The following is a 19,926-nucleotide window of genomic DNA, read 5'->3' on the forward strand; positions in this document are numbered from 1 at the left end:
AATAGTTAGAATGACTATCTTGCTGTTGTAAAACGACTTTCTATTCTCTTCTATGTGCTGTTTCCCTTCTGCTTCTCACCTGTCTTAATTTTTTCCTAAGAAAACGACGCTACTTTTGCTTCAGTTGATGGTTTGTTGACATAACTGTTATAGCGACTTAATTTTATTTGGTCTTTATTTAATAACCATCTTGCATGATCCCATTGAGCTGCCCATTACGACAGCGCAGTAAAAGATGACGCCTTTAATACAGCAAGGAAATTAATAATGAGTGATTTTCTGCCTTTTTCGCGACCGTCGATGGGCGCTGAGGAAATTGCGGCGCTTCAGGACGTTCTGATGTCGGGCTGGATCACCACGGGGCCTAAGAATCAGGAACTTGAAGAGGCATTCTGTCAACTTACCGGGAATCAGCATGCGATTGCCGTCTGTTCAGCCACCGCGGGGATGCACGTCACGCTGATGGCGCTGGATATTGGCCCGGGCGATGAAGTCATTACCCCTTCCCAGACCTGGGTGTCCACGCTGAATATGATCGTGTTGCTGGGTGCCACGCCGGTCATGATTGATGTGGACAAAGATACATTAATGGTAACGCCTGAAGCCGTTGAAGCCGCCATTACCCCGCGTACCAAAGCCATTATTCCCGTTCATTATGCCGGTGCGCCGTGTGAAATTGACGCTATTCATGCCATTGGTGAACGTCACGGTATTCCGGTGATTGAAGATGCGGCCCATGCCGCTGGAACGTACTACAAGAACCGTCATGTGGGCTGGAAAGGGACGGCGATTTTTTCCTTCCACGCCATTAAAAATATGACCTGCGCGGAAGGCGGCTTAGTCGTCACGGATAATGCCCAGCTGGCACAGCGGATCCGCAGTCTGAAATTCCATGGCCTGGGCGTAGATGCCTATGACCGCCAGACGCACGGTCGTGCGCCGCAGGCGGAAGTGATTGCGCCGGGCTATAAATACAACCTCGCAGACATCAACGCCGCGCTGGCGCTGGTGCAGTTAGGCAAGCTGAAAGAGGCCAACAGGCGCCGCCAGGAAATCGCCGAACGCTACCTGCGGGAGCTTGCCGATACGCCGTTCCAGCCGCTCACCATTCCGTCATGGCCGCACGTGCACGCCTGGCACCTGTTTATTATTCGCGTTGATGAAGCGCGCTGTGGGATCTCACGCGACAACCTGATGGCGGCGCTGAAAGAGAAAGGCATCGGTACCGGCCTCCACTTCCGCGCGGCGCACACCCAAAAATACTACCGCGAGCGTTTTCCTGATGTATCGCTCCCGAATTCTGAATGGAATAGCGCGCGTATTTGTTCCCTCCCTCTTTTCCCGGATATGACTCATGACGACACAACCCGCGTCATTACCGCACTCCATCAGCTTGCAGGACATTGATATGTTCAGTGCACCGCCAGTACAAAAAGTTTCCGTGGTAATCCCGGTTTATAACGAGCAGGAGAGCCTGCCCGAACTGATCCGCCGTACAACGGCCGCCTGCGACACGATGGGCAAGGCTTACGAAATCCTGCTGGTGGATGACGGCAGTAGCGATAATTCCGCGCTGATGCTGACAGAGGCCGCGCAGGCTGAAGGCAGCCACATTGTTGCCGTGCTGCTCAACCGCAACTACGGCCAGCACTCGGCGATTATGGCAGGGTTTAGCCACGTCACGGGCGATCTGATCATCACCCTGGACGCTGACCTGCAGAACCCGCCGGAAGAGATCCCGCGCCTGGTCGCCAAAGCCGATGAAGGCTATGACGTGGTCGGCACCGTTCGCCAGAACCGTCAGGACAGCCTGTTCCGCAAGCTGGCCTCGCGTACCATCAACCGTCTTATCCAGCGTACGACCGGCAAAGCGATGGGCGATTATGGCTGCATGCTGCGCGCCTACCGCCGCCATATTGTCGACGCCATGCTGCATTGCCATGAGCGCAGCACCTTTATTCCGATCCTCGCCAACACCTTTGCCCGTAAGGCAACGGAAATTCCGGTTCTGCACGCCGAGCGCGAGCACGGGGAATCGAAGTACAGCTTTATGCGTCTCATCAACCTGATGTATGACCTCATCACCTGCCTGACCACCACACCGCTGCGTCTGCTGAGCGTTTTCGGCAGCATCATCGCCGTGGCCGGGTTTGCGCTGTCCGTCCTGCTGGTGGTACTGCGACTGGTCTTTGGCCCGCAGTGGGCGGCGGAAGGGGTCTTCATGCTCTTTGCCGTGCTGTTTATGTTCATCGGCGCCCAGTTTGTCGGGATGGGCCTTCTCGGTGAATACATTGGCCGTATCTATAACGATGTTCGCGCGCGTCCGCGCTACTTTATTCAACGTGTTGTCCGTCAGGAACACAAAGCATCTCAAGAGGAAATTCACCCATGAAAGCTGTTGTATTTGCCTATCACGATATGGGGTGCACGGGCACGCTGGCCCTGCTGGAAGCAGGCTATGACATTGCGGCAATCTTTACCCATCCGGACACGGCCGGAGAGAATAACTTTTTTGGCTCCGTGGCGCGTATCGCCGCCGAGCGTGGGATCCCGGTTTACGCGCCGGACGACGTAAACCATCCGCTGTGGGTGGATCGCATTCGCGCGCTCGCGCCTGACGTGATTTTCTCGTTCTACTATCGCAACCTGCTTTCCGACGAGATCTTAGGTCTGGCCGCAAAAGGCGCCTTTAATCTTCACGGCTCTCTGCTGCCTGCCTACCGTGGCCGCGCCCCGCTGAACTGGGCGCTGGTGAACGGTGAAACGGAAACGGGCGTGACGCTGCACCGCATGGTGCGCCGTGCGGATGCGGGCGCTATCGTGGCACAGCAGAAGGTCGCTATTGATGCGGACGAAACGGCGCTGCAGCTGCATCAAAAGCTGAATGCGACGGCGCAGACGCTGCTGCGTGATGCACTTCCCGCCATCCTCAACGGCACCTTCAGCGAGACCGCGCAGGATGAGAGCAAGGCAAGCATCTTTGGCCGCCGCGCGCCGGAAGACGGTCGTCTGGACTGGAACAAGCCCGCTCGCCAGCTGCACAACCTGGTGCGCGCCGTGACCGATCCGTGGCCGGGCGCGTACAGCTTTGCTGGCGTAAGCAAATTTATCGTCTGGAAATCCCGCATGCGTGACGATATCCCTGCCGCTAAGCCGGGCACCGTCGTCTCCGTCTCCCCGCTGATTGTGACCTGCGGCGAGCAGGCGCTGGAGATCGTCACCGGACAAACCGACAACGGCCTGTACGTTCAGGGCACGCAGCTGGCGCAGTCTCTGGGTCTAGTGGCCGGGGCGCTGATCACCAGCGCACCGGTTGTTGCCATTAAACGCCGTACCCGCGTGCTTATCCTCGGCGTGAACGGCTTTATCGGGAACCACCTGACTGAACGTCTGCTCAAAGACGATAACTATGAAATCTACGGTCTGGATATTGGCTCAGATGCGATCGGTCGTTTCCTCGGCAACCCGCGTTTCCACTTCGTGGAAGGGGACATCAGCATCCATTCCGAGTGGATCGAATACCACATTAAAAAATGCGACGTGGTGCTGCCGCTGGTCGCCATTGCCACCCCGATTGAGTACACCCGTAACCCGCTTCGCGTGTTCGAGCTGGACTTCGAAGAGAACCTGAAGATCATCCGCGACTGCGTGAAATACGACAAGCGCATCATCTTCCCGTCCACGTCTGAAGTGTACGGCATGTGTACCGATAAGAACTTCGATGAAGACACCTCCAACCTGGTGGTCGGGCCGATCAACAAACAGCGCTGGATTTACTCCGTCTCCAAACAGCTGCTGGACCGCGTGATTTGGGCCTACGGTGAGAAAGAGGGCCTGCGCTTTACCCTGTTCCGTCCGTTCAACTGGATGGGCCCGCGTCTGGATAACCTGAACGCGGCGCGTATCGGCAGCTCCCGTGCGATCACCCAGCTGATCCTGAACCTGGTGGAAGGCTCGCCAATCAAGCTTATCGAAGGCGGGAAACAGAAGCGCTGCTTTACCGATATCAGCGACGGTATCGAAGCGCTGTTCCGCATCATCGAAAACAAAGATAACCGCTGCAACGGTGAAATCATCAACATCGGTAACCCGGACAACGAAGCGAGCATTCGCGAGCTGGCAGAGATGCTGCTGGCCAGCTTTGAGCGCCATCCGCTGCGCGATAAGTTCCCGCCGTTTGCCGGTTTCCGCGAAGTGGAAAGCAGCAGCTACTACGGCAAAGGGTATCAGGACGTTGAGCACCGTAAGCCAAGCATCCGCAACGCGAAGCGCTGCCTGAACTGGACGCCGACGGTGAAGATGGAGCTGACCATCGATGAGACGCTCGATTTCTTCCTGCGCACCGTGGAGCTGTCGGAACAGGACTCATGAAAAAAGTCGGTTTACGCATTGATGTCGACACCTTCAGGGGAACGCGTGACGGCGTACCCAAACTGCTGGAACTGCTGAGCAAGCACGGTGTGCGTTCCAGCATTTTCTTCAGCGTGGGGCCTGACAACATGGGACGCCATTTATGGCGTCTGGTTAAACCGGCATTTCTGTTCAAAATGCTGCGCTCGCGCGCGGCATCCCTCTACGGCTGGGATATTTTGCTGGCCGGCACCGCCTGGCCCGGCAGACGCATCGGCGCGGGTAATGAAGCCGTTATCCGCGAGGCGGCCCGGCTACATGAGGTTGGCCTGCATGCCTGGGATCACCATGCCTGGCAAGCCTGGGCTGGCGTCTGGGATATCCCGCGCCTGTCCCGTGAGGTCGAGCGTGGGATGCTGGAGCTGGAGGCCATTACCGGCCAGCCCGTGCGCTGCTCCGCCGTGGCGGGATGGCGTGCGGATCAGCGCGTCGTGAAAGCCAAAGAAGCCTTCGCGTTTCGCTACAACAGCGATTGCCGCGGAACCGGGCCCTTTTTGCCGCTGTTAGGTGAAAATCGCTACGGTACCGTGCAAATTCCGGTCACGCTTCCCACCTGGGATGAAGTGGTCGGGCGCGAGGTGAAGGCTGATGAGTTCAATCGCTACATTCTGGATCGCATCCATCGTGACGCCGGTACGCCGGTGTATACCATCCATGCCGAAGTGGAAGGAATTGCGTATCAGCATGATTTCGATGAACTGCTGACGATGGCCGCTCAGGAGGGCATTGAATTTTGCCCGTTGAGCGAGCTGCTGCCGGACGACCTCAGCACCCTGCCCGTGGGCAAAGTCGTACGTAATGAACTGGCTGGCCGGGAAGGCTGGCTTGGCTATCAACAAACCGTGAGTCCGGTCCCATGAAAACAGCCCGTTATGGCTTAGCGCTTCTCGCACTGTTTATCGTTTACTACCTCATTCCGGTCGATGTCCGTCTGCTTTGGCAGCCTGATGAAACGCGCTATGCGGAAATCAGCCGCGAAATGCTGGCATCCGGAGACTGGGTTGTCCCGCATTTTATGGGGCTGCGTTACTTTGAAAAACCGATTGCCGGCTACTGGATCAACAGTATCGGGCAGTTGCTGTTCGGGCACACCAACCTCGCCGTGCGCGCCGGGTCCATATTCTCCACCGGGGTAGCGGCGCTGCTGGTCATCTGGATGGCCTGGCGTCTCTGGCGAGATAAGCGGACAGCCATTTTCTCCGGTCTTATCTTCCTGACCCTGTTCCTGGTGTATGGCATCGGCACGTATGCGGTGCTGGATCCTATCATCACCCTGTGGCTGGTGGCGGCGATGTGCAGCTTCTGGCTGGCGTCACAGGCCCAAACCGTTGCCGGAAAAGCGGGTGGCTATGTGCTGCTTGGGCTGGCCTGCGGAATGGGAGTGATGACCAAAGGCTTCCTGGCGCTGGCGGTACCGGTGATTGGCGTCCTGCCGTGGGTGATCGCCCAGAAGCGCTGGAAAGAGGTGCTGATTTTTGGCTGGCTCGCGATCCTGAGCTGCGTGCTGATTGTTCTGCCGTGGGCGCTGGCCATTGCGCACCGTGAGCCTGATTTCTGGCGTTACTTCTTCTGGGTTGAGCATATTCAGCGTTTTGCCCAGAGCGACGCGCAGCACAAAGCCCCGTTCTGGTACTACGTGCCATTCCTGATCGCGGGCAGCCTGCCGTGGCTGGCGCTGCTGCCCGGCGCGTTTCGTCTCGGCTGGAATGACAGACAAAACGCGGGTGGCGGGTTCTATCTGCTGGGTTGGGTGGTGATGCCGCTGCTGTTCTTCAGCATCGCCAAAGGCAAGCTGCCGACCTATATCCTGCCGTGCTTTGCCCCGCTGGCTATCCTGATGGCGCGCTATGCCTGCCTCGCGGCGGAAAAAGGCGCCAAAGCGTTACGCATTAACGGCGGGATTAACCTGGCGTTTGGCGTTATCGGCGTGGTGGCGGCGCTGGTGGTTTCGCCGTGGGGACTGTCGAAGCATCCGGTCTGGACGTCGGTTGAACTGTATAAAGTCTTCTGTGCGGTGGTGGCGTTCCTCATCTGGGCGGCGGTAGGCTGGTTTACGCTCAGGCAGAGTCAGCAGCGCTGGTGGCTGGCGGCACTGTGCCCCGCAGGGCTGGCGCTGCTGATTGGTTTTGCCATTCCAAACATGGTGGTGGATTCCAAACAGCCGCAGTCGCTGGTGGATACCGTGCGCGAGCCGCTGCAGGAGAGTCGGTTCATCCTTGCCGATAACGTTGGGATCGCGTCCGGTATTGCCTGGGAGCTGAAGCGTAATGACATCACGCTCTTTGGTCAGACGGGCGAGCTGCGCTACGGGCTGGATTATCCGGACGTGAAAGATCGTTTTGTCAGTAAGGATGATTTTGCACAATGGCTGGCGGAGCATCGTCAGCAGGGCCGCGTGTCGCTGGTGCTCCTGCTGTCGAAACACGACGACATTACGCAGTCTAACCTGCCGAAACCGGACAGCCTGTATATCCAGGGCCGTCTGGCCTACCTGCAGTATCTGCCGAAGTGATGACCTGGATCTGGCTGATACTGGCAAGCTTGCTCAGCTGCGCGGGGCAGCTGTGCCAGAAACAAGCCACCCGTCCGGCGAAAGCCGGGCGGCGTGGGGCGCATATCGCGCTTTGGCTGGGTTTGGCACTGCTGGCGCTGGGGAGTGGGATGCTGGTCTGGCTGGTGGTGCTGCAACGCCTGCCCGTCGGCATTGCCTACCCCATGCTGAGCCTCAATTTTGTCTGGGTGACGCTGGCGGCGAAGGCATTCTGGCGTGAGAACGTCGCCTCGCACCACTGGCTGGGGGTCGGGTTCATCATCATTGGGATTGTTGTCCTGGGAGGGAGCCTGTGAAAGGAGCGTTCTGGGCCTTATGCAGCGTGCTGTTAGTCAGCGCGGCGCAGCTGCTGCTGCGCTATGCCATGCAGGCACTGCCGCCAGTAAACGATATCCTGGCGTTTGTTTCCGCGCTGTGGCACTTCTCGTCAGGTACCGGTGCGCTGCTGCTGGGGTTGATGGGGTATGTGGCCTCGATGGGCTGCTGGTATCTGGCGCTGCACCGTATGGCGCTCAGCAAAGCCTATGCCTTGCTGAGCCTCAGCTATATTCTGGTGTGGGGCGCCGCGATCCTGCTGCCGGGCTGGGAGGAGCGCTTCTCCTGGCACGGGCTGGTGGGCGTCGGGTTTATTATTCTGGGCGTGTTAGTGATTTTTCTGCCCCGAACGTCCCAACGTGAATAATCGACTCGTTGGTCAGGGTATAAGGCGTCGATGTGCAGACGGCAAGGCTCAGCGAGCCGACCTGTAGCTGACTGACCGCGTGCGTCTGCGCGGTGCTGTCGATGCTGACAATCTGCCAGGCACTGCCGCCACGCTGTTTTACAATCGCTTCTTTCCTCGTCCAGATACGCCAGAACGCGGAAAGCCGTTCCTCGGGCGCTTCACGCTCCAGCTCATCATGCTCCGTCATGCTGAATACCGCATTAGCCAAAGCCTGCCAGTTTTTCCTCGGGCGAATCACTTCGATATCACAGCCGACTTCGCCTTCATCGCTCATCAGCAGGGCGATATCGTCACCGCTGTGGCTCAGGTTGAACCACAGCGGATCCCCCTTCGCAAAGGCCGGTTTCCCCTGCTCGCCGTAAATGATGTCGGGGAGCGGGCGAGGGGATAGCGTTCTGGCGAGCAGCGTCCTCCCGGCCAGCCAGGAGGCCTGTTGGGCGCCCTGAGGTGCCCTGTCTGCGAGCGTTGACGCCAGCGGGTCCGCGCAAAGAGTGGAGATTTTTCCCAGTACAAACTGGTACATAGTTACGCCCAGCGTTTAATGATAATCGAGGTGTTGATGCCGCCAAACGCGAAGTTATTGCTCTGCAGATACTCGCAGTCAATCTGACGGGCTTCTCCCATAATATAATCTAAAGCACCGCATTGCTCATCCGGCTGCGTTAAATTGAGCGTCGGGGCAAACCAGCCTTCACGCATCATCTGCAAACTCATCCATGCTTCCAGCGCGCCGCAGGCCCCTAGCGTATGGCCAAAATAGCTCTTCAGCGAGGAAACCGGCACGTTGTCACCAAAGATAGCCGCGGTGGCCAGGCTTTCGGCGATATCACCGCGATCGGTGGCGGTACCGTGCGCGGAGATATACCCCATATCCAGGGCGCTTAATCCCGCCATGGCCAGCGACTGCTCCATGCAAATCTGCATGGTTTCACGCTGAGGCTGGGTGATATGGGCCGCGTCACAGTTAGTGGCAAAGCCCACGATTTCACCGTAAATCGTCGCCCCGCGCGCTTTGGCATGCTCCAGCTCTTCGAGTATCAGGGTACCCGCACCTTCCCCAATCACCAGACCATCGCGCTGCGTATCAAATGGCGATGGGGTGTGTTTAGGCGCGTCATTGCGCTGGCTGGTGGCGAACAGCGTATCAAATACCGCCGCTTCAGACGGACATAGCTCCTCAGCGCCCCCGGCAACCATGACGGTCTGATAGCCGTGGCGGATCGCCTCCCAGGCGTAGCCAATCGCCTGGCTGCCGGAGGTACAGGCGCTCGACGTCGGGATGACGCGGCCGCGTAACCCAAAGAACAGGCCGGTATTCACCGCGGTCGTGTGCGGCATCATCTGGACGTAGGTTGTCCCGGTGATGTTATTGGTGTGCTTTTCGGTGAGCATGGTGGCGAATTCGCTGACCGGTCCGGTACTGCCCGTGGATGAGCCATAGGCGATACCCGTTTGCCCGTTGGTGAGCACCGCTTCGCCAATCAATCCCGCCTGCTCCAGCGCCAGCTCGGTGGCGCGAGTCGACATCAACGACACGCGTCCCATGGCGCGAATACGCTTGCGGGTATAGTGTTCCGGCAGCGTGAAATCGTCGATCGGCGCGCCCAGCAGGGTATGCAGACCATCATACACCTGCCATTCCGGCATTTTACGCACCGCATTTTCATACGCCAGCAGCCTGCTGGAAACGGATTGCCAGTTTTCGCCAAAGGCGGTCACGCCGCCCATGCCCGTAATCACCACGCGACGCGTCATAGCATTCCTCCGTTAATGGAAATGACCTGGCGGGTGACGTAGCCCGCGATATCTGACATCAGATAGCTTGCCAGCCCGGCGACCTCCTCAGCCTGGCCCATACGTTTCATTGGGATGATGGACATCGCCTCTTTCAGCGCGGCCTCTTCCATCTCAATCATGCCGGTATCAATCAGCCCCGGGGCAATACAGTTCACGGTGATTTTTCGTTTTGCCAGCTCGATCGCCAGCGCTTTGGTGGCGCCGATAATGCCCGCTTTCGCCGCGCTGTAGTTCACCTGACCGCGGTTGCCCATCACGCCGGAGACGGACGATAAGGTGATAATGCGCCCCCCTTTACGGGTGCCAATCATCGGCATAACGCAGGGGTGAATGACGTTATAAAAACTGTCGAGGTTGGTGTGGATAACGCTGTCCCAGTCGTCTTCACTCAGTGCCGGAAAGGCGCCGTCGCGGGCGATCCCGGCGTTACTGACCACGCCATACCACGCGCCATGGGCTTCAATTTCCTGCTCCAGCACCTCGCGACACTGTTCGCGGTTGCCCACATCAAAGGCGAGTAAACGACCGTTGCCACCCGCCTGCGTGATGGCGTCCAGCGTCTCCTGCGCGCCTGCGGCATCACGATGGTAATGCACGCCTACGGTAAACCCGTCGGCGGCAAGCTGGCGGGCGATGGCGCGCCCTATGCCTTTGCTGGCCCCTGTGACCAGTACGGAACGACTCATGCGTTAGATCCCTGATTAAAAAGCGATGTTAATTCTTCTGCGCTCGGCTGGAAGGTGTTGACCCGGCCCGTGGCCAGCGTCTCTTCATCAGCGGAAATCGTGCATTCAAAGCTGCCGAAGCGTTCGTCCTGCATCAGCAGTTTTACGGTGATGTCCAGCGTCAGGCCCTGCGTAAAACGCCCGCTGGCGCAGATCAGCTCGCGCGCGCCGAGCACCATGCCCAGCGCGATATGATCCTGCCCCTGCTGCTGGCGATGCCAGCCCGACCAGACGCCGACGGTTTGCGCCATCAGCTCGAGCGCGTACCAGCCCGGCAGGTCGCCATCGGCATTCAGAAACGGTGCCAGGACGCTTTGCCTGTTGACCGCAACGCGGCAAACCGCCGTGTCGTCCGTGACGCACTCAACGGACGCCAGCAGCATCATTGGCGCATCGTGCGGCAAATAGTCGACGGGTGATAGGTAGCTCATGACGCTCTCCCCAGCAGAATGCTGGCGTTATTGCCGCCAAACGCGAACGAATTAGACAAAATGACCGGCTTTTTCAGGGCGACGCGCTGGTGCAGCAGGCCGCACGGTGCCAGCGTGTCGTCCGGTGCGTAGCGGGCGAAGTCCTGCGGCGGCAAGGGCAGATCGCGCGTCAGAATCAGCCAGCTCAGGGCCGCTTCGGTAATGCCGGCAGCGCCCAGCGTATGGCCGGTAAGGTGTTTGGTTGAGCTGCAGGGCACGCTTTCCCCGAAGAGATCGTGAACGACCTGCGATTCAATCTGATCGTTGAGCGGCGTGGCCGTGCCGTGCAGGTTGATGTAGCCGATATCCTCCGGCTGCATGCCCGCTTCGTTAAGCGCCTGAGCGATAGCCCTTATCGCCCCTTCGCCCTGCGGATGCGGGGCGGAAATATGGTACGCATCGCTGGATTCGCCCGTCCCGAGCAGCGCCACCTCGGCGGGCTCACGGCTCAGCACCATCAGCGCGGCGGCTTCACCGATGGTGATCCCCCGACGGTCGCGACCAAACGGCTCGCAGAGCGTAGGGGAGAAGGATTCAAGGCTATTAAAGCCGTTGACGGGCATTCGGCTCAGGGTATCGGCCCCGCCGACAATGGCGATATCCACCAGCCCGGCTTCGATCAGGCGTTTGCCGCCGATCATCGCCCGCGCGCTGGAAGAGCAGGCCGTCGAGATCGTATAGGCCGGGCCTTCGAGCTGAAGCCAGTTGGCAAGGAAGCGGGACGGATCGCCAAGCTCCTGCTGCGGATACTGCCAGCGCGTGGTGGTCTCGCCGTCGCTCATGCGCCTAACGTGCTCATCGCCTTCATCCAGCCCGGAGGTGCTGGTTCCCAGCACCACGGCCACGCGGTCGCGACCGACGCGGGCGATGGCCTCGTCGACGGCCGACTGAATCTGTGCCAGCGCGGCCAGCAGCAGCTGGTTGTTGCGGGTGCGGTGTGCGGAGAAGGTGTCCGGGATGGGCGGCAGCTCGCCTTCCACGCCAGCCAGTACGGCTTCGGGTGAGCCCTGCAGCCAGCCGGTCCGGGCGTGCATCCCCGGCGCCACGCCTGCCGTCAGGTTCGCGGCTATCTCGTCAGGCGAGTTGCCCAGCGCGTTGACCATGCCAACAGCGGAAATATAAATCATCTCAGTCACCCAGATATTGAATGGTGATGTGGTATTTGAATACGTGCTGCTCGATGCTGATCGGCTCGCGCTTGCCCTTGCGCTGCAGGTAGACAATCTCCGTCACCAGCTTGCCGCTGGCGTTGCGCAGCTCGCGTCGATCGCCATTGTCCGTTAACGTCCAGCCCTTCGGCAACTGCGGCTGCCAGGCGCTAATGGGCCAGTGGCTGAGCATCACGTCGGCCAGCACCTGGCTGGCGGGCGGCAGCTGCGGCACGACGATCGACTGCTCGGTATGAATACCGGTCTCATCGTACGTCGCCAGGAACAGGCGAATGCCCACGGAAGAGAGCCCGGCCAGCGTCACCTTATGCGCATCCGCGTTGAGCATCACCAGCAGAGACTGCGTTTGTCCGTTAAAGCTGCCGGTCAGCAGCTGTTGGGAGCTGACCGCCGGGCTAATGCCGGGTGGCGGGAGCGTAACTTTCGTTCCCGGCTGGAGCCAGGCCTGGGGACGCGTCTCTTTGGTATCGGTCGAATGGCTGCAGCCTGCCAGCAGCAGCGCCGCAGCCAGCGCGGCGGCGCGGTAAAAAGCGTTCATTTACGTTTTCTCTCTTTCTTATCCGGCATCGCCAGCGGAGCCAGCAGGAAGGCGGTAAAAATACCGCTCACCAGCACGATACCAAAGCTGCTGATGGCCTGGGTTGCGCTGAAGACGAGCATGCCCAGCGTGAGCAGCGTGGTCATCATGGCCAGCGTAATCGCCAGCATTGAGGTCAGCGGCGTACCGCGCGGGTTGCTGAAAAACAGCGTGTAGTTAATGCCAATGCCGAGCACCAGTACCAGCGCCAGCAGTGAAAACAGGTTCACCGGGTGGCCCGTTGCGGCCAGGACCGCCAGCCCGCAGCTCAGCGACAGCACGGACGGCACCAGGCTTATCAGCCCTTTACGCCAGCCGAGGCGCAGCATCGCCCCGCAGGCAATCACCGCCAGCGCGGCAAACAGTAGCCCCGTCAGCAGCGTGCGATAGAGGGCAAACAGGCTGTCAAAGCTGGCTTTGCGATCGACCCAGACGACGCCGTCATGGCCCGCGGCCAGTTCACCGAGGAGCGTGCTGTTTTTCGCGCCGTCCACCGGCACCAGCACGCCGCTTTCCCCGTCGGGCAGAGTCAGCCAGAGCAGACGCCAGCCTTCGCTGGCCGGGCTTTTAAGCCACGCGTCCACGCTGACCGGCATGGCGTCGAGATTCGGGGTTACGGTATTAAGCCCGGCGCTTTTCAGCACGTTCGTTACCGCAGGGGCAGCGTCGCGCAGCAGCGTCAGGTCGCTTTTCTGCCGGGCCAGCGAGTTCAGCGGCAGGGTACGCCAGTGGGCAATCTCTCCCGCTTTTTGTGCCTCCGCCAGCGCCGGGGTAAAGGCTTCCAGCCGCTCCAGCGTTTGCTGAGGCGAGGCGCCATGGACCACAAACCATTTCTGATCGACGCTCTGTCCGGTCAGGGCGGTAATGGTCTTCTCCTGCGCCAGAATATCCTTCGGCAGGGCCTGCAGCTGGGCGATGTCGTCGTCCACCCTCAGGGTGCTCATCCCCACGGCGGAGAGCAGCGCCAGCGCGACGGGCAAACCAACGGACAGTTTTTTATTGCGTCGCCAGGCGGCCAGCCAGCGCAGCATCAGGACCATCAGCGGAACCGGGCGCACCGGTAAACCCCGGCACAGCCACGGATGCCAGAAAATCACCGTCAGGCAGGAGGCGCTCAGCCCCACGGCGGCGAACACCGCCATCTGGCGGATCCCGGGGAAGGGGGCCAGCATCATAATCAGGTAGGCGGCAACGGTCGTCAGCAGCGCCAGCAGCAGCGCATTGCGCACTTTCGCCAGGCTTTGCCATGGGGAGTGCTCCGCGCCGTGTACCATCCGTTCGGTCAGGTAGTAGAGCGTATAGTCGGCTGAAATACCGATGATGCTCATGCTCATCACCAGCGTCATCAGGTGCAGTTCGCCAAAGAGCAGCAGCGTCACCACCGTGCCCGCCAGCGCGCCGATGGCAATCGAGAGTACGCTCAGCAGCAGCGGGCGCAAAGAGCGGAATACCGCCACGATGAGCAGGAACACGCCAAGCAGGGTGGCGATGCCCAGCGTCGAGACGTCGCGTTTGGCCTGCTGGCTGGCGTGATCGCTGTAGAACACGGTCCCGCGCGAAAGCAGCTGCGCCTGAGGGTAACGGGCTTTTAGCGTCTCCTGCAGCGCGTTAAGCGTCGTCACCAGCCGGTGGGTCTGCTGCATATCAAATGACGAGCCCGCCAGTTCGCCGTGAAGCAGATACCAGTAGTTTCCCGCCTCATCTTTTGTGACCAGCCAGCCGTCCATCAGCCGCAGCTTCTGGCCGTTTTGCGCCAGCGCGAGCTGGGAGCCGCGCATCAGCATCAGGGGATCGTTTTGTAGCTCTTTGCCGCTGACGCCGGAAAAGGCCGAATAGAGCTGAGATAAAATCCACTGCGCCTGCGCTTCCCCGCCGTTTTGCAGGCGGGCGCGGGTGGCGGGATCGATCAGGCCATTTCGGTGCTGCCAGAAGAATTCTCCCCAGGCCTTTTGCCCGGCGGCGCCCATCGGGCCTTTGACCTCGCTGAGCGCGTCGCTGCTTTGCAGCAGCGCCAGCCACTGCTGCGCCACGCGCGGATCCGGCTCTTTGCCGGGGCTGACCAGCCAGACCAGCTGGCGGTCGAGACGCTGCATAAATCCGTCGTTGAGCGCCGGCGGGATCGCCCCCAGCGTCTGTTTCGGCAGCATGGCCAGCACGCTGCTGTTCAGACGCGCGCCGGGCAGCAGAGACAGCAGCACGCCCAGCAGAATCAGGCATAGCGTGGCCCACAGCAGCGCCGGGCGCAGGGATTTACGGTGCGGCAAAGCGTTGGCGTTCGTCATCGGTCAGGCTGGCGGGCGTCAGTTGGTGGCGTGAAAGGGCGATATCGGTACGGTCGCCCTGTTTGTCGTTCAGACGAATCGTCTCCAGATAGGTCGCGCCGCCCAGATCGAGGGTGGCGAAAATCTTGTCCAGCGGCGTCGTTTTTGGCGTAAGCACCAGCGACCAGCGGCCCGCGCCCAGGTCTTTAAAATCGATGCGGAAGTTCTCTTCAAGCACCTTGCGGTCGGCCTGGAACAGGGCCCGCAGCAGATGGTTGAACTGGAACATCTGCGGATTGTTGTCGGCAGTGATGGTCTGCGGCGGCTGGCCGTTAATTGCCTGAACCATCCGCTTGTCATCCAGCAGGAGCGTCATCGGAAACGGCGCTTTTTGATCCCACAGCAGGCCGCTGTCGCGGGCGATCAGCATCTCGCCCTGCGAGCGCAGCGGCTGCGGCATATCTTTTATCGTGCGAACCTGTTCGAAGTGCGCGCGCACGACGGGCTGCTCGGTGAAGCGCTGCTGCAGTTCATCCAGCGTCACGGCGCTGACCAGCGGGCTGACGATCAGCGCCAGCAAAGGCAACCATTTCATGGCGTCACTCCCATTCGTTCAAACAGTATTGCCGGGCTCACAAAGCACATTTCGCGGGTAGCTTCTTCTACCGCTACCTGGATGGTGTAACCGGTCGTGGTGCGTTTGCCGGTCTGCGCATCGAAAATTTGATAGGCAATGCGCAGGCGGTTTTCATACTCTTCAACGTGCGCGCGGACGCGAATGCGCTGCTCAAAGGTCACCGCATCGCGGTATTTCACCCGGGTATCGACGACGGGCCAGACGTAGCCGGAGGCCTTCATCTGGCGATAGCCATAGTCAAACTGATTGAGCAGCGCCTCGCGGGCGATCTCAAAGTAGCGGAAATAGTTACCGTGCCAGACCACGCCCATCATATCGACGTCGTGGAACGGAACGGTGATCTCGACTTCAGTCGTAAAGCGGGGATCGGTCAGCACCCTTTACTCCTTCTCTCTGGACTCTGGCAGATGCCAGAAATCGAAAAAATTAAACCAGTCGAGCGGCGACGTGAGGGCGTAATGCTCCAGCCGCTGCGCGTAGCGATCGACGGTATGTTGCAGCGCCTGCTGGCGTTCACCGCGTGGCAGCAGCAGCGGGTCGGCAAACGGCTCGCAGTGCAGGGTGAGCTTCCCCTGCTGGTGCAGGGCAAAAATCAGCAGCACCGGGCAGCGCAGGATGGAGGCCAGGATAAACGGCCCCTGTGGGAACGGCGCAGGCTGGCCCATGAACGGGCTCCAGATCACGCGCCACTCGCCGCCACGCTGCGGATTCACCGCGATGCGATCGCCCACAATGGCGACCCATTCTCCGCGATCAAGCTTCTCTTTGATGGCAATCGCGGTGTCCGGGCCGATGTCGGTAACCGACATCAAATTCACGCTGGCCTGAGGCGCCATTTCGCTCATAATTTGCTTAAAGCGCTGGGCGTTTTCGCTGAAGACCAGGGCGTTGATGATCTTGCTGTCTTCCAGCTGAGCCAGCGCCCGGCAGGCTTCTACGTCGCCAAGGTGCGAGGCGAGCAGGAGCTTGCCCTGCGGCGCCGCGATATCTAACGCTTCGCCCGCGCCGGGGGCAAAGACCACGTCGCGATCAAACTTCAGCTCACCGCGCCAGCTGGCGACTTTATCCAGCATCGCATTGCCGAAGCGCATAAAATGGAAAAAGCTGTTGAGCCGTGAGGGAACAGGCGTGTTCCGCTGACGCAGCTCTTGCTTCACTCTCTTAATCCACTGCCGCGAGGCCTGCCGCGCCGGACGCGCGATAAGCCAGTACACGCCGATCGTTGGCCACAGCAGCACGGTAAAGGCCCGTCGCCCCAGCAGTTCCCAGACGCGCAGCATCAGGCGCATTCCCCACAGACCCTTGACCTCCTCCTGCTGCGCCCAGTGCTGGCGGCGTCGACGGAAAAGCAGGCCGGGCATGCGGGGCAGCATGCCGAAGAACAGCCGGGTATGCATCAGGGAAATCCGCACGTTATCTTTTAACGCGTCGAAGTGGGACAGTCCGTCCTGCGGATAGGTGACGCGGGTGGGCAGAAAGACGCTGGTGTTGCCCTGCCAGTAGAGACGGACCATTACTTCGGTATCAAAGTCCATGCGTTTACCGAGCGGCTCACGCGCTGCCAGCCGCAGCGTGGGCGCGACCGGGTAGACCCGAAAGCCGCACATGCTGTCTTTAAGCTGCAGGGATAAGGTCTCAATCCACACCCAGACGTGGGTTACCCAGCGACCGTAGAGTCGCGAGCGTGGAATGGAATCATCGTAAATGGGCTGGCCGGAAATCAGCGCGTCCGGGTGGCGCTCTGCCAGCGCCAGCAGTTTGGGAATATCTTCGATGGCGTGTTGACCGTCCGCGTCCACCTGCACGGCGTGGGTATAGCCCGCGCGCGCGCACGCCTCAAGCCCCCTGATGACCGCGGCACCTTTCCCGGCGTTTTGCGCCAGACGGATCAGCGTTATCTGCGGCTGCTCCTCCGCCAGGCGTTCGAGCTCCTGACGGGTGATCGCTTCGCTGCCGTCATCCACCACCAGGCACGGCAGGCCGAACGGGGCGAGACGCGACAGCACGCTGGCGATCATGGCGCCGTGGTTGTAGCACGGGATCAGCACGCAGGGGCGAAAGATCACTGACATAGACGGATTTTTCCGCTGCTGGCGGTATGGCGTTCCGCCCCGGCGTGACGCTGGTAGCTGAAGGTCAGCATCTGACGTTCGGCATGCCACTCAAGCACCAGCGTCACCGTGGTTTCCGGCAGCAGAGGCGCCTGAAACTTCACGTTTTGAATGCTGTGAAAGCGGTAGCCCGGTGCCAGTAAGGTCGTGGCGTAGTGCATCACCCAGTCAAGCTGCGCAACGCCGGGCAGCAGCGGCTGTACGGCAAAATGGCCCTGAAACCAGAACAGCGCCGCGTCGAGATGCAAAATGATTTCCAGCTTCTCCGGCTGTGTCTGGTGGCGCTCAATTTCATGAATTTTCATGAAATAACTCCTCTAACTGCGCATAGACACGCTTGTTCATACTGTTTACCGGCATTTCATCGACGATACGCCAGTAGCGTGGAACGGCGACCGGCTCAAGCCACGGCAGCAGGGCACGACGCCAGGCGAACTCCTGCGCTTTTTTATCCTGCATATACCCGCGCTGACGAACCGCTTCGTCCAGGACCAGCAGCGCGCCAATCCCCTGACGGCCTCCGCGCGTGACCGGCAGTACAGCCGCTTCGCAAATGCCGTCGAGCTCCAGCAGGCGACGTTCGATCTCGTTAAGGGAGATGCGCTTTTCTTCAATTTTGACCACCCGCCCGCGACGACCGGCGATGCTGAACAGCCCCTCGCTGTCGAAGTGGAGGATATCGTCCAGATGGAGTCCTTCTTCCTCATGGATCAGTGGCGACGTGACGCGACAGGCTTCCTCTTCCTGATGGAAGATAACGCCGGGGAACGCCAGCCACGGCACGTTATCCTGCTGGCGATGGCGCCAGGCGAGGATCCCGGTTTCGGTACTGCCATAAATTTCGTCCGGCCAGATGTTAAGCCAGCCCGCGGTGGTGGCGACGTCACGCCAGGGCAGCATTCCGCCTGCTGAAATCAGCATCCTGACGGGCGGCGCGGCCAGCTCGGTATCCAGGCGCTTCAGGAACGCCGGGCTGCTGATGAACAGGTAATGCCTGTCATGAGGAAGGGCGGTCAGCTGCTCTGCGTAGTAGAGCATCGCGGCGTGCAGCGGCAGGCCCAGCGACATCGGCAAGACGATGCGGAATGTCAGGCCGTACAGGTGTTGCGGTACGACCGAGGCGACAACGCTACAGCCGACCAGACGCTCGCCGAAGCGGTCAGCCAGCAGACGGGCTTCGCGATCCAGGCTGACGATGTACTTAATCACCCGGCGCGGGGTACCCGTGGAGCCGGAGGTGAACAGCTCTACGAAGCGGCTTTCGTCAATCTCCGGCAGGGGCGACCAGCGGCTAGCCGTCTGATGGCTGGAGGCCACCACAATCAGCTTCCCATGGAAATCGAGTGTTCGATCGCTCAGAACGCCGCTAAACAACGCCTGCTGTTCTTCAAGCTGCGAGACGCGGCTATGGCCGGGAATGACCGGCGTTTTACCGGCGTGCAGCGAGGCCAGCAGCGCAACAATAAACAGGTAGCTGTTTTCAAAGCACAGCGCCCAGCGCTCGCCTTCCTGCTGACGCAGGGTATCGACCAGTAGGGTCACGTCGTGGCGCAGCTGGCCCAGCGTCCAGGTACGATCGTCAATCCAGGCTACGGGCGTATCGTCAGGGCGCGGCGCGTTTAGCCACTGGCCCAGCGGAAGGGGGTTAGTCATTGTGCATCTCTTTTTTTATCACCCGCTGGCGCACCAGCCACTCTGTCGCCATCAGCGTTCCCATCAGAATGTAGGCCACCATACCGTTCCACAGCGTCCACAGATGCATGTCGCCGTGGAGGACGGTGAACAGCGCCATCGCGCCGTTACCGATGAAAAAGCCGCACCAGACGAGGGTCACCCTGCGGGTATAGCGCACGCCTGCGGGGGGCAAATTTGGCTCGCGCAGGCGTGCCAGCCGTTCGACAAGCGGCATCGCGGTCCACAGCGAACCCCCGAACACGGCCAGCATCACCAGGTTGACGACCACCGGGTAGAGCAGCAGCCACTGGTGGGCTTTCAGCAGGTAGCTGGCCGCGCAGAGCGCGATACCCGCCAGCGCCACGCACTGCACCACATACCGCATCGGGCCAGCGTTCCGCTGCGCCTGACGCAGCCGCAGCAGCAATACCAGCGCCATCACCGGTAACAGCCACTGCAGGCTGTTGTGCGTCAGCCCAAATCCAATCAGGAAGGGCCACGCCAGCAGCATCAGCCCCGTCAGCAGTGGGATGACCGGGAACGTCCGTCCACCACGCACGGTGTCTTACTCTTCGCGCAGAAGCTGTTCGACGGCGTCTACCACATCCTGAACGGTACGAACCGATTTAAAGGTTTCCGGTTTGATTTTCTTGCCCGTTTTTTTCTGCAGATGAACAATCATGTCCACCGCATCAATGCTGTCCAGCTCCAGGTCCTCGTAAAGACGGGCTTCGGGCGTAATATCCTGCGGGTCGATTTCAAAAAGCGTGGTCAGAAGACCACAGACTTCCTGATAAATGGTTTCTTGTTCGGTCATCGT

General features: G+C 60.2%; 21 protein-coding genes. 7 read left to right on the forward strand and 14 right to left on the reverse strand.

The window, feature by feature from the left end:
• Positions 1-267: 267 nt before the first annotated feature.
• The 7 genes from arnB to arnF are packed head-to-tail and all read left to right on the forward strand — an operon-like array spanning position 268 to position 7,643.
• Positions 268-1,407: a UDP-4-amino-4-deoxy-L-arabinose aminotransferase gene (gene arnB, locus AB8846_RS16510; protein WP_023309541.1), complete on the forward strand. Its 1,140-nt coding sequence runs from the start codon at positions 268-270 to the stop codon at positions 1,405-1,407.
• A gap of 1 nt (position 1,408) precedes the next feature.
• Positions 1,409-2,392: an undecaprenyl-phosphate 4-deoxy-4-formamido-L-arabinose transferase gene (arnC, locus tag AB8846_RS16515; protein WP_023333737.1), complete on the forward strand. Its 984-nt coding sequence runs from the start codon at positions 1,409-1,411 to the stop codon at positions 2,390-2,392.
• A complete protein-coding gene (arnA, locus tag AB8846_RS16520; protein ID WP_370733196.1) occupies positions 2,389-4,371 on the forward strand; it encodes a bifunctional UDP-4-amino-4-deoxy-L-arabinose formyltransferase/UDP-glucuronic acid oxidase ArnA in 1,983 nt (660 codons plus the stop codon). The genes arnC and arnA overlap by 4 nt, the downstream gene beginning before the upstream one ends.
• Positions 4,368-5,270 (forward strand): 4-deoxy-4-formamido-L-arabinose-phosphoundecaprenol deformylase, encoded by a 903-nt coding sequence (gene arnD, locus AB8846_RS16525; protein WP_331411068.1) that lies wholly within the window; start codon positions 4,368-4,370, stop codon positions 5,268-5,270. The genes arnA and arnD overlap by 4 nt, the downstream gene beginning before the upstream one ends.
• The gene (gene arnT / locus AB8846_RS16530; RefSeq protein ID WP_370733197.1) at positions 5,267-6,922 is read left to right on the forward strand and encodes a lipid IV(A) 4-amino-4-deoxy-L-arabinosyltransferase; all 1,656 of its coding nucleotides are present in this window, start codon (positions 5,267-5,269) and stop codon (positions 6,920-6,922) included. The genes arnD and arnT overlap by 4 nt, the downstream gene beginning before the upstream one ends.
• Positions 6,922-7,257 carry a 4-amino-4-deoxy-L-arabinose-phosphoundecaprenol flippase subunit ArnE gene (arnE, locus tag AB8846_RS16535; RefSeq protein WP_063144277.1) on the forward strand — a complete coding sequence of 112 codons (336 nt, stop codon included), beginning with the start codon at positions 6,922-6,924 and terminating at the stop codon, positions 7,255-7,257. Before arnT ends, arnE begins: the two co-directional genes overlap by 1 nt.
• Positions 7,254-7,643: a 4-amino-4-deoxy-L-arabinose-phosphoundecaprenol flippase subunit ArnF gene (gene arnF, locus AB8846_RS16540; RefSeq protein WP_063144276.1), complete on the forward strand. Its 390-nt coding sequence runs from the start codon at positions 7,254-7,256 to the stop codon at positions 7,641-7,643. Before arnE ends, arnF begins: the two co-directional genes overlap by 4 nt.
• Here arnF and acpT read toward each other — a convergent pair.
• The 14 genes from acpT to AB8846_RS16610 are packed head-to-tail and all read right to left on the reverse strand — an operon-like array spanning position 7,591 to position 19,923.
• Entirely contained in the window at positions 7,591-8,208 is a 618-nt protein-coding gene (gene acpT, locus AB8846_RS16545; protein ID WP_370733198.1) for a 4'-phosphopantetheinyl transferase AcpT, read from the reverse strand. The two genes, arnF and acpT, sit on opposite strands and share 53 nt — an antisense overlap.
• A gap of 2 nt (positions 8,209-8,210) precedes the next feature.
• On the reverse strand, positions 8,211-9,440 hold the full coding sequence (locus AB8846_RS16550) for a beta-ketoacyl-ACP synthase (RefSeq protein ID WP_370733199.1): 1,230 nt from the start codon (positions 9,438-9,440) through the stop codon (positions 8,211-8,213).
• Positions 9,437-10,168, reverse strand: coding sequence for a 3-ketoacyl-ACP reductase FabG2 (locus AB8846_RS16555; protein ID WP_121426150.1), 732 nt, complete (start codon positions 10,166-10,168; stop codon positions 9,437-9,439). Before AB8846_RS16555 ends, AB8846_RS16550 begins: the two co-directional genes overlap by 4 nt.
• On the reverse strand, positions 10,165-10,638 hold the full coding sequence (locus AB8846_RS16560; RefSeq protein WP_370733200.1) for a 3-hydroxy-fatty acyl-ACP dehydratase: 474 nt from the start codon (positions 10,636-10,638) through the stop codon (positions 10,165-10,167). Before AB8846_RS16560 ends, AB8846_RS16555 begins: the two co-directional genes overlap by 4 nt.
• On the reverse strand, positions 10,635-11,804 hold the full coding sequence (locus tag AB8846_RS16565; protein WP_370733201.1) for a beta-ketoacyl-[acyl-carrier-protein] synthase family protein: 1,170 nt from the start codon (positions 11,802-11,804) through the stop codon (positions 10,635-10,637). Before AB8846_RS16565 ends, AB8846_RS16560 begins: the two co-directional genes overlap by 4 nt.
• 1 nt (position 11,805) lies before the next feature.
• Positions 11,806-12,384 carry a DUF3261 domain-containing protein gene (locus AB8846_RS16570; protein ID WP_193941785.1) on the reverse strand — a complete coding sequence of 193 codons (579 nt, stop codon included), beginning with the start codon at positions 12,382-12,384 and terminating at the stop codon, positions 11,806-11,808.
• Positions 12,381-14,705, reverse strand: a complete 2,325-nt coding sequence (locus AB8846_RS16575) for an MMPL family transporter (RefSeq protein ID WP_370733202.1) — start codon at positions 14,703-14,705, stop codon at positions 12,381-12,383. Before AB8846_RS16575 ends, AB8846_RS16570 begins: the two co-directional genes overlap by 4 nt.
• Positions 14,674-15,279, reverse strand: coding sequence for an outer membrane lipoprotein carrier protein LolA (locus AB8846_RS16580; protein ID WP_008503088.1), 606 nt, complete (start codon positions 15,277-15,279; stop codon positions 14,674-14,676). Before AB8846_RS16580 ends, AB8846_RS16575 begins: the two co-directional genes overlap by 32 nt.
• Positions 15,276-15,698 carry a thioesterase family protein gene (locus tag AB8846_RS16585; protein ID WP_023309526.1) on the reverse strand — a complete coding sequence of 141 codons (423 nt, stop codon included), beginning with the start codon at positions 15,696-15,698 and terminating at the stop codon, positions 15,276-15,278. Before AB8846_RS16585 ends, AB8846_RS16580 begins: the two co-directional genes overlap by 4 nt.
• Positions 15,699-15,701: 3 nt before the next feature.
• Entirely contained in the window at positions 15,702-17,393 is a 1,692-nt protein-coding gene (locus AB8846_RS16590) for a glycosyltransferase (protein WP_370733203.1), read from the reverse strand.
• Complete coding sequence (locus tag AB8846_RS16595; RefSeq protein WP_033146841.1) at positions 17,384-17,737, reverse strand: hydroxymyristoyl-ACP dehydratase; 354 nt, start codon at positions 17,735-17,737, stop codon at positions 17,384-17,386. The genes AB8846_RS16590 and AB8846_RS16595 overlap by 10 nt, the downstream gene beginning before the upstream one ends.
• Positions 17,724-19,085 (reverse strand): AMP-dependent synthetase, encoded by a 1,362-nt coding sequence (locus AB8846_RS16600; RefSeq protein ID WP_370733204.1) that lies wholly within the window; start codon positions 19,083-19,085, stop codon positions 17,724-17,726. The genes AB8846_RS16595 and AB8846_RS16600 overlap by 14 nt, the downstream gene beginning before the upstream one ends.
• Entirely contained in the window at positions 19,078-19,665 is a 588-nt protein-coding gene (locus AB8846_RS16605) for a hypothetical protein (RefSeq protein ID WP_331411078.1), read from the reverse strand. Before AB8846_RS16605 ends, AB8846_RS16600 begins: the two co-directional genes overlap by 8 nt.
• Positions 19,666-19,671: 6 nt before the next feature.
• Positions 19,672-19,923: an acyl carrier protein gene (locus AB8846_RS16610; RefSeq protein ID WP_370733205.1), complete on the reverse strand. Its 252-nt coding sequence runs from the start codon at positions 19,921-19,923 to the stop codon at positions 19,672-19,674.
• Positions 19,924-19,926 lie beyond the last annotated feature (3 nt).

The sequence above is a fragment of the Enterobacter sp. KB-221C9 genome (assembly GCF_041320715.1).
Taxonomy (GTDB): Bacteria; Pseudomonadota; Gammaproteobacteria; order Enterobacterales; family Enterobacteriaceae; genus Enterobacter; species Enterobacter asburiae_D.

Bases quoted from the DNA above. Each gene is read 5' to 3' on its own strand.
- arnB (WP_023309541.1), top strand. From the start codon at position 268: ATGAGTGATTTTCTGCCTTTTTCGCGACCGTCGATGGGCGCTGAGGAA.
- arnC (WP_023333737.1), top strand. From the start codon at position 1,409: ATGTTCAGTGCACCGCCAGTACAAAAAGTTTCCGTGGTAATCCCGGTT.
- arnA (WP_370733196.1), top strand. From the start codon at position 2,389: ATGAAAGCTGTTGTATTTGCCTATCACGATATGGGGTGCACGGGCACG.
- arnD (WP_331411068.1), top strand. From the start codon at position 4,368: ATGAAAAAAGTCGGTTTACGCATTGATGTCGACACCTTCAGGGGAACG.
- arnT (WP_370733197.1), top strand. From the start codon at position 5,267: ATGAAAACAGCCCGTTATGGCTTAGCGCTTCTCGCACTGTTTATCGTT.
- arnE (WP_063144277.1), top strand. From the start codon at position 6,922: ATGACCTGGATCTGGCTGATACTGGCAAGCTTGCTCAGCTGCGCGGGG.
- acpT (WP_370733198.1), bottom strand. From the start codon at position 8,208: ATGTACCAGTTTGTACTGGGAAAAATCTCCACTCTTTGCGCGGACCCG.
- AB8846_RS16550 (WP_370733199.1), bottom strand. From the start codon at position 9,440: ATGACGCGTCGCGTGGTGATTACGGGCATGGGCGGCGTGACCGCCTTT.
- AB8846_RS16555 (WP_121426150.1), bottom strand. From the start codon at position 10,168: ATGAGTCGTTCCGTACTGGTCACAGGGGCCAGCAAAGGCATAGGGCGC.
- AB8846_RS16560 (WP_370733200.1), bottom strand. From the start codon at position 10,638: ATGAGCTACCTATCACCCGTCGACTATTTGCCGCACGATGCGCCAATG.
- AB8846_RS16565 (WP_370733201.1), bottom strand. From the start codon at position 11,804: ATGATTTATATTTCCGCTGTTGGCATGGTCAACGCGCTGGGCAACTCG.
- AB8846_RS16570 (WP_193941785.1), bottom strand. From the start codon at position 12,384: ATGAACGCTTTTTACCGCGCCGCCGCGCTGGCTGCGGCGCTGCTGCTG.
- AB8846_RS16575 (WP_370733202.1), bottom strand. From the start codon at position 14,705: ATGACGAACGCCAACGCTTTGCCGCACCGTAAATCCCTGCGCCCGGCG.
- AB8846_RS16580 (WP_008503088.1), bottom strand. From the start codon at position 15,279: ATGAAATGGTTGCCTTTGCTGGCGCTGATCGTCAGCCCGCTGGTCAGC.
- AB8846_RS16590 (WP_370733203.1), bottom strand. From the start codon at position 17,393: ATGTCAGTGATCTTTCGCCCCTGCGTGCTGATCCCGTGCTACAACCAC.
- AB8846_RS16595 (WP_033146841.1), bottom strand. From the start codon at position 17,737: ATGAAAATTCATGAAATTGAGCGCCACCAGACACAGCCGGAGAAGCTG.
- AB8846_RS16600 (WP_370733204.1), bottom strand. From the start codon at position 19,085: ATGACTAACCCCCTTCCGCTGGGCCAGTGGCTAAACGCGCCGCGCCCT.
- AB8846_RS16610 (WP_370733205.1), bottom strand. From the start codon at position 19,923: ATGACCGAACAAGAAACCATTTATCAGGAAGTCTGTGGTCTTCTGACC.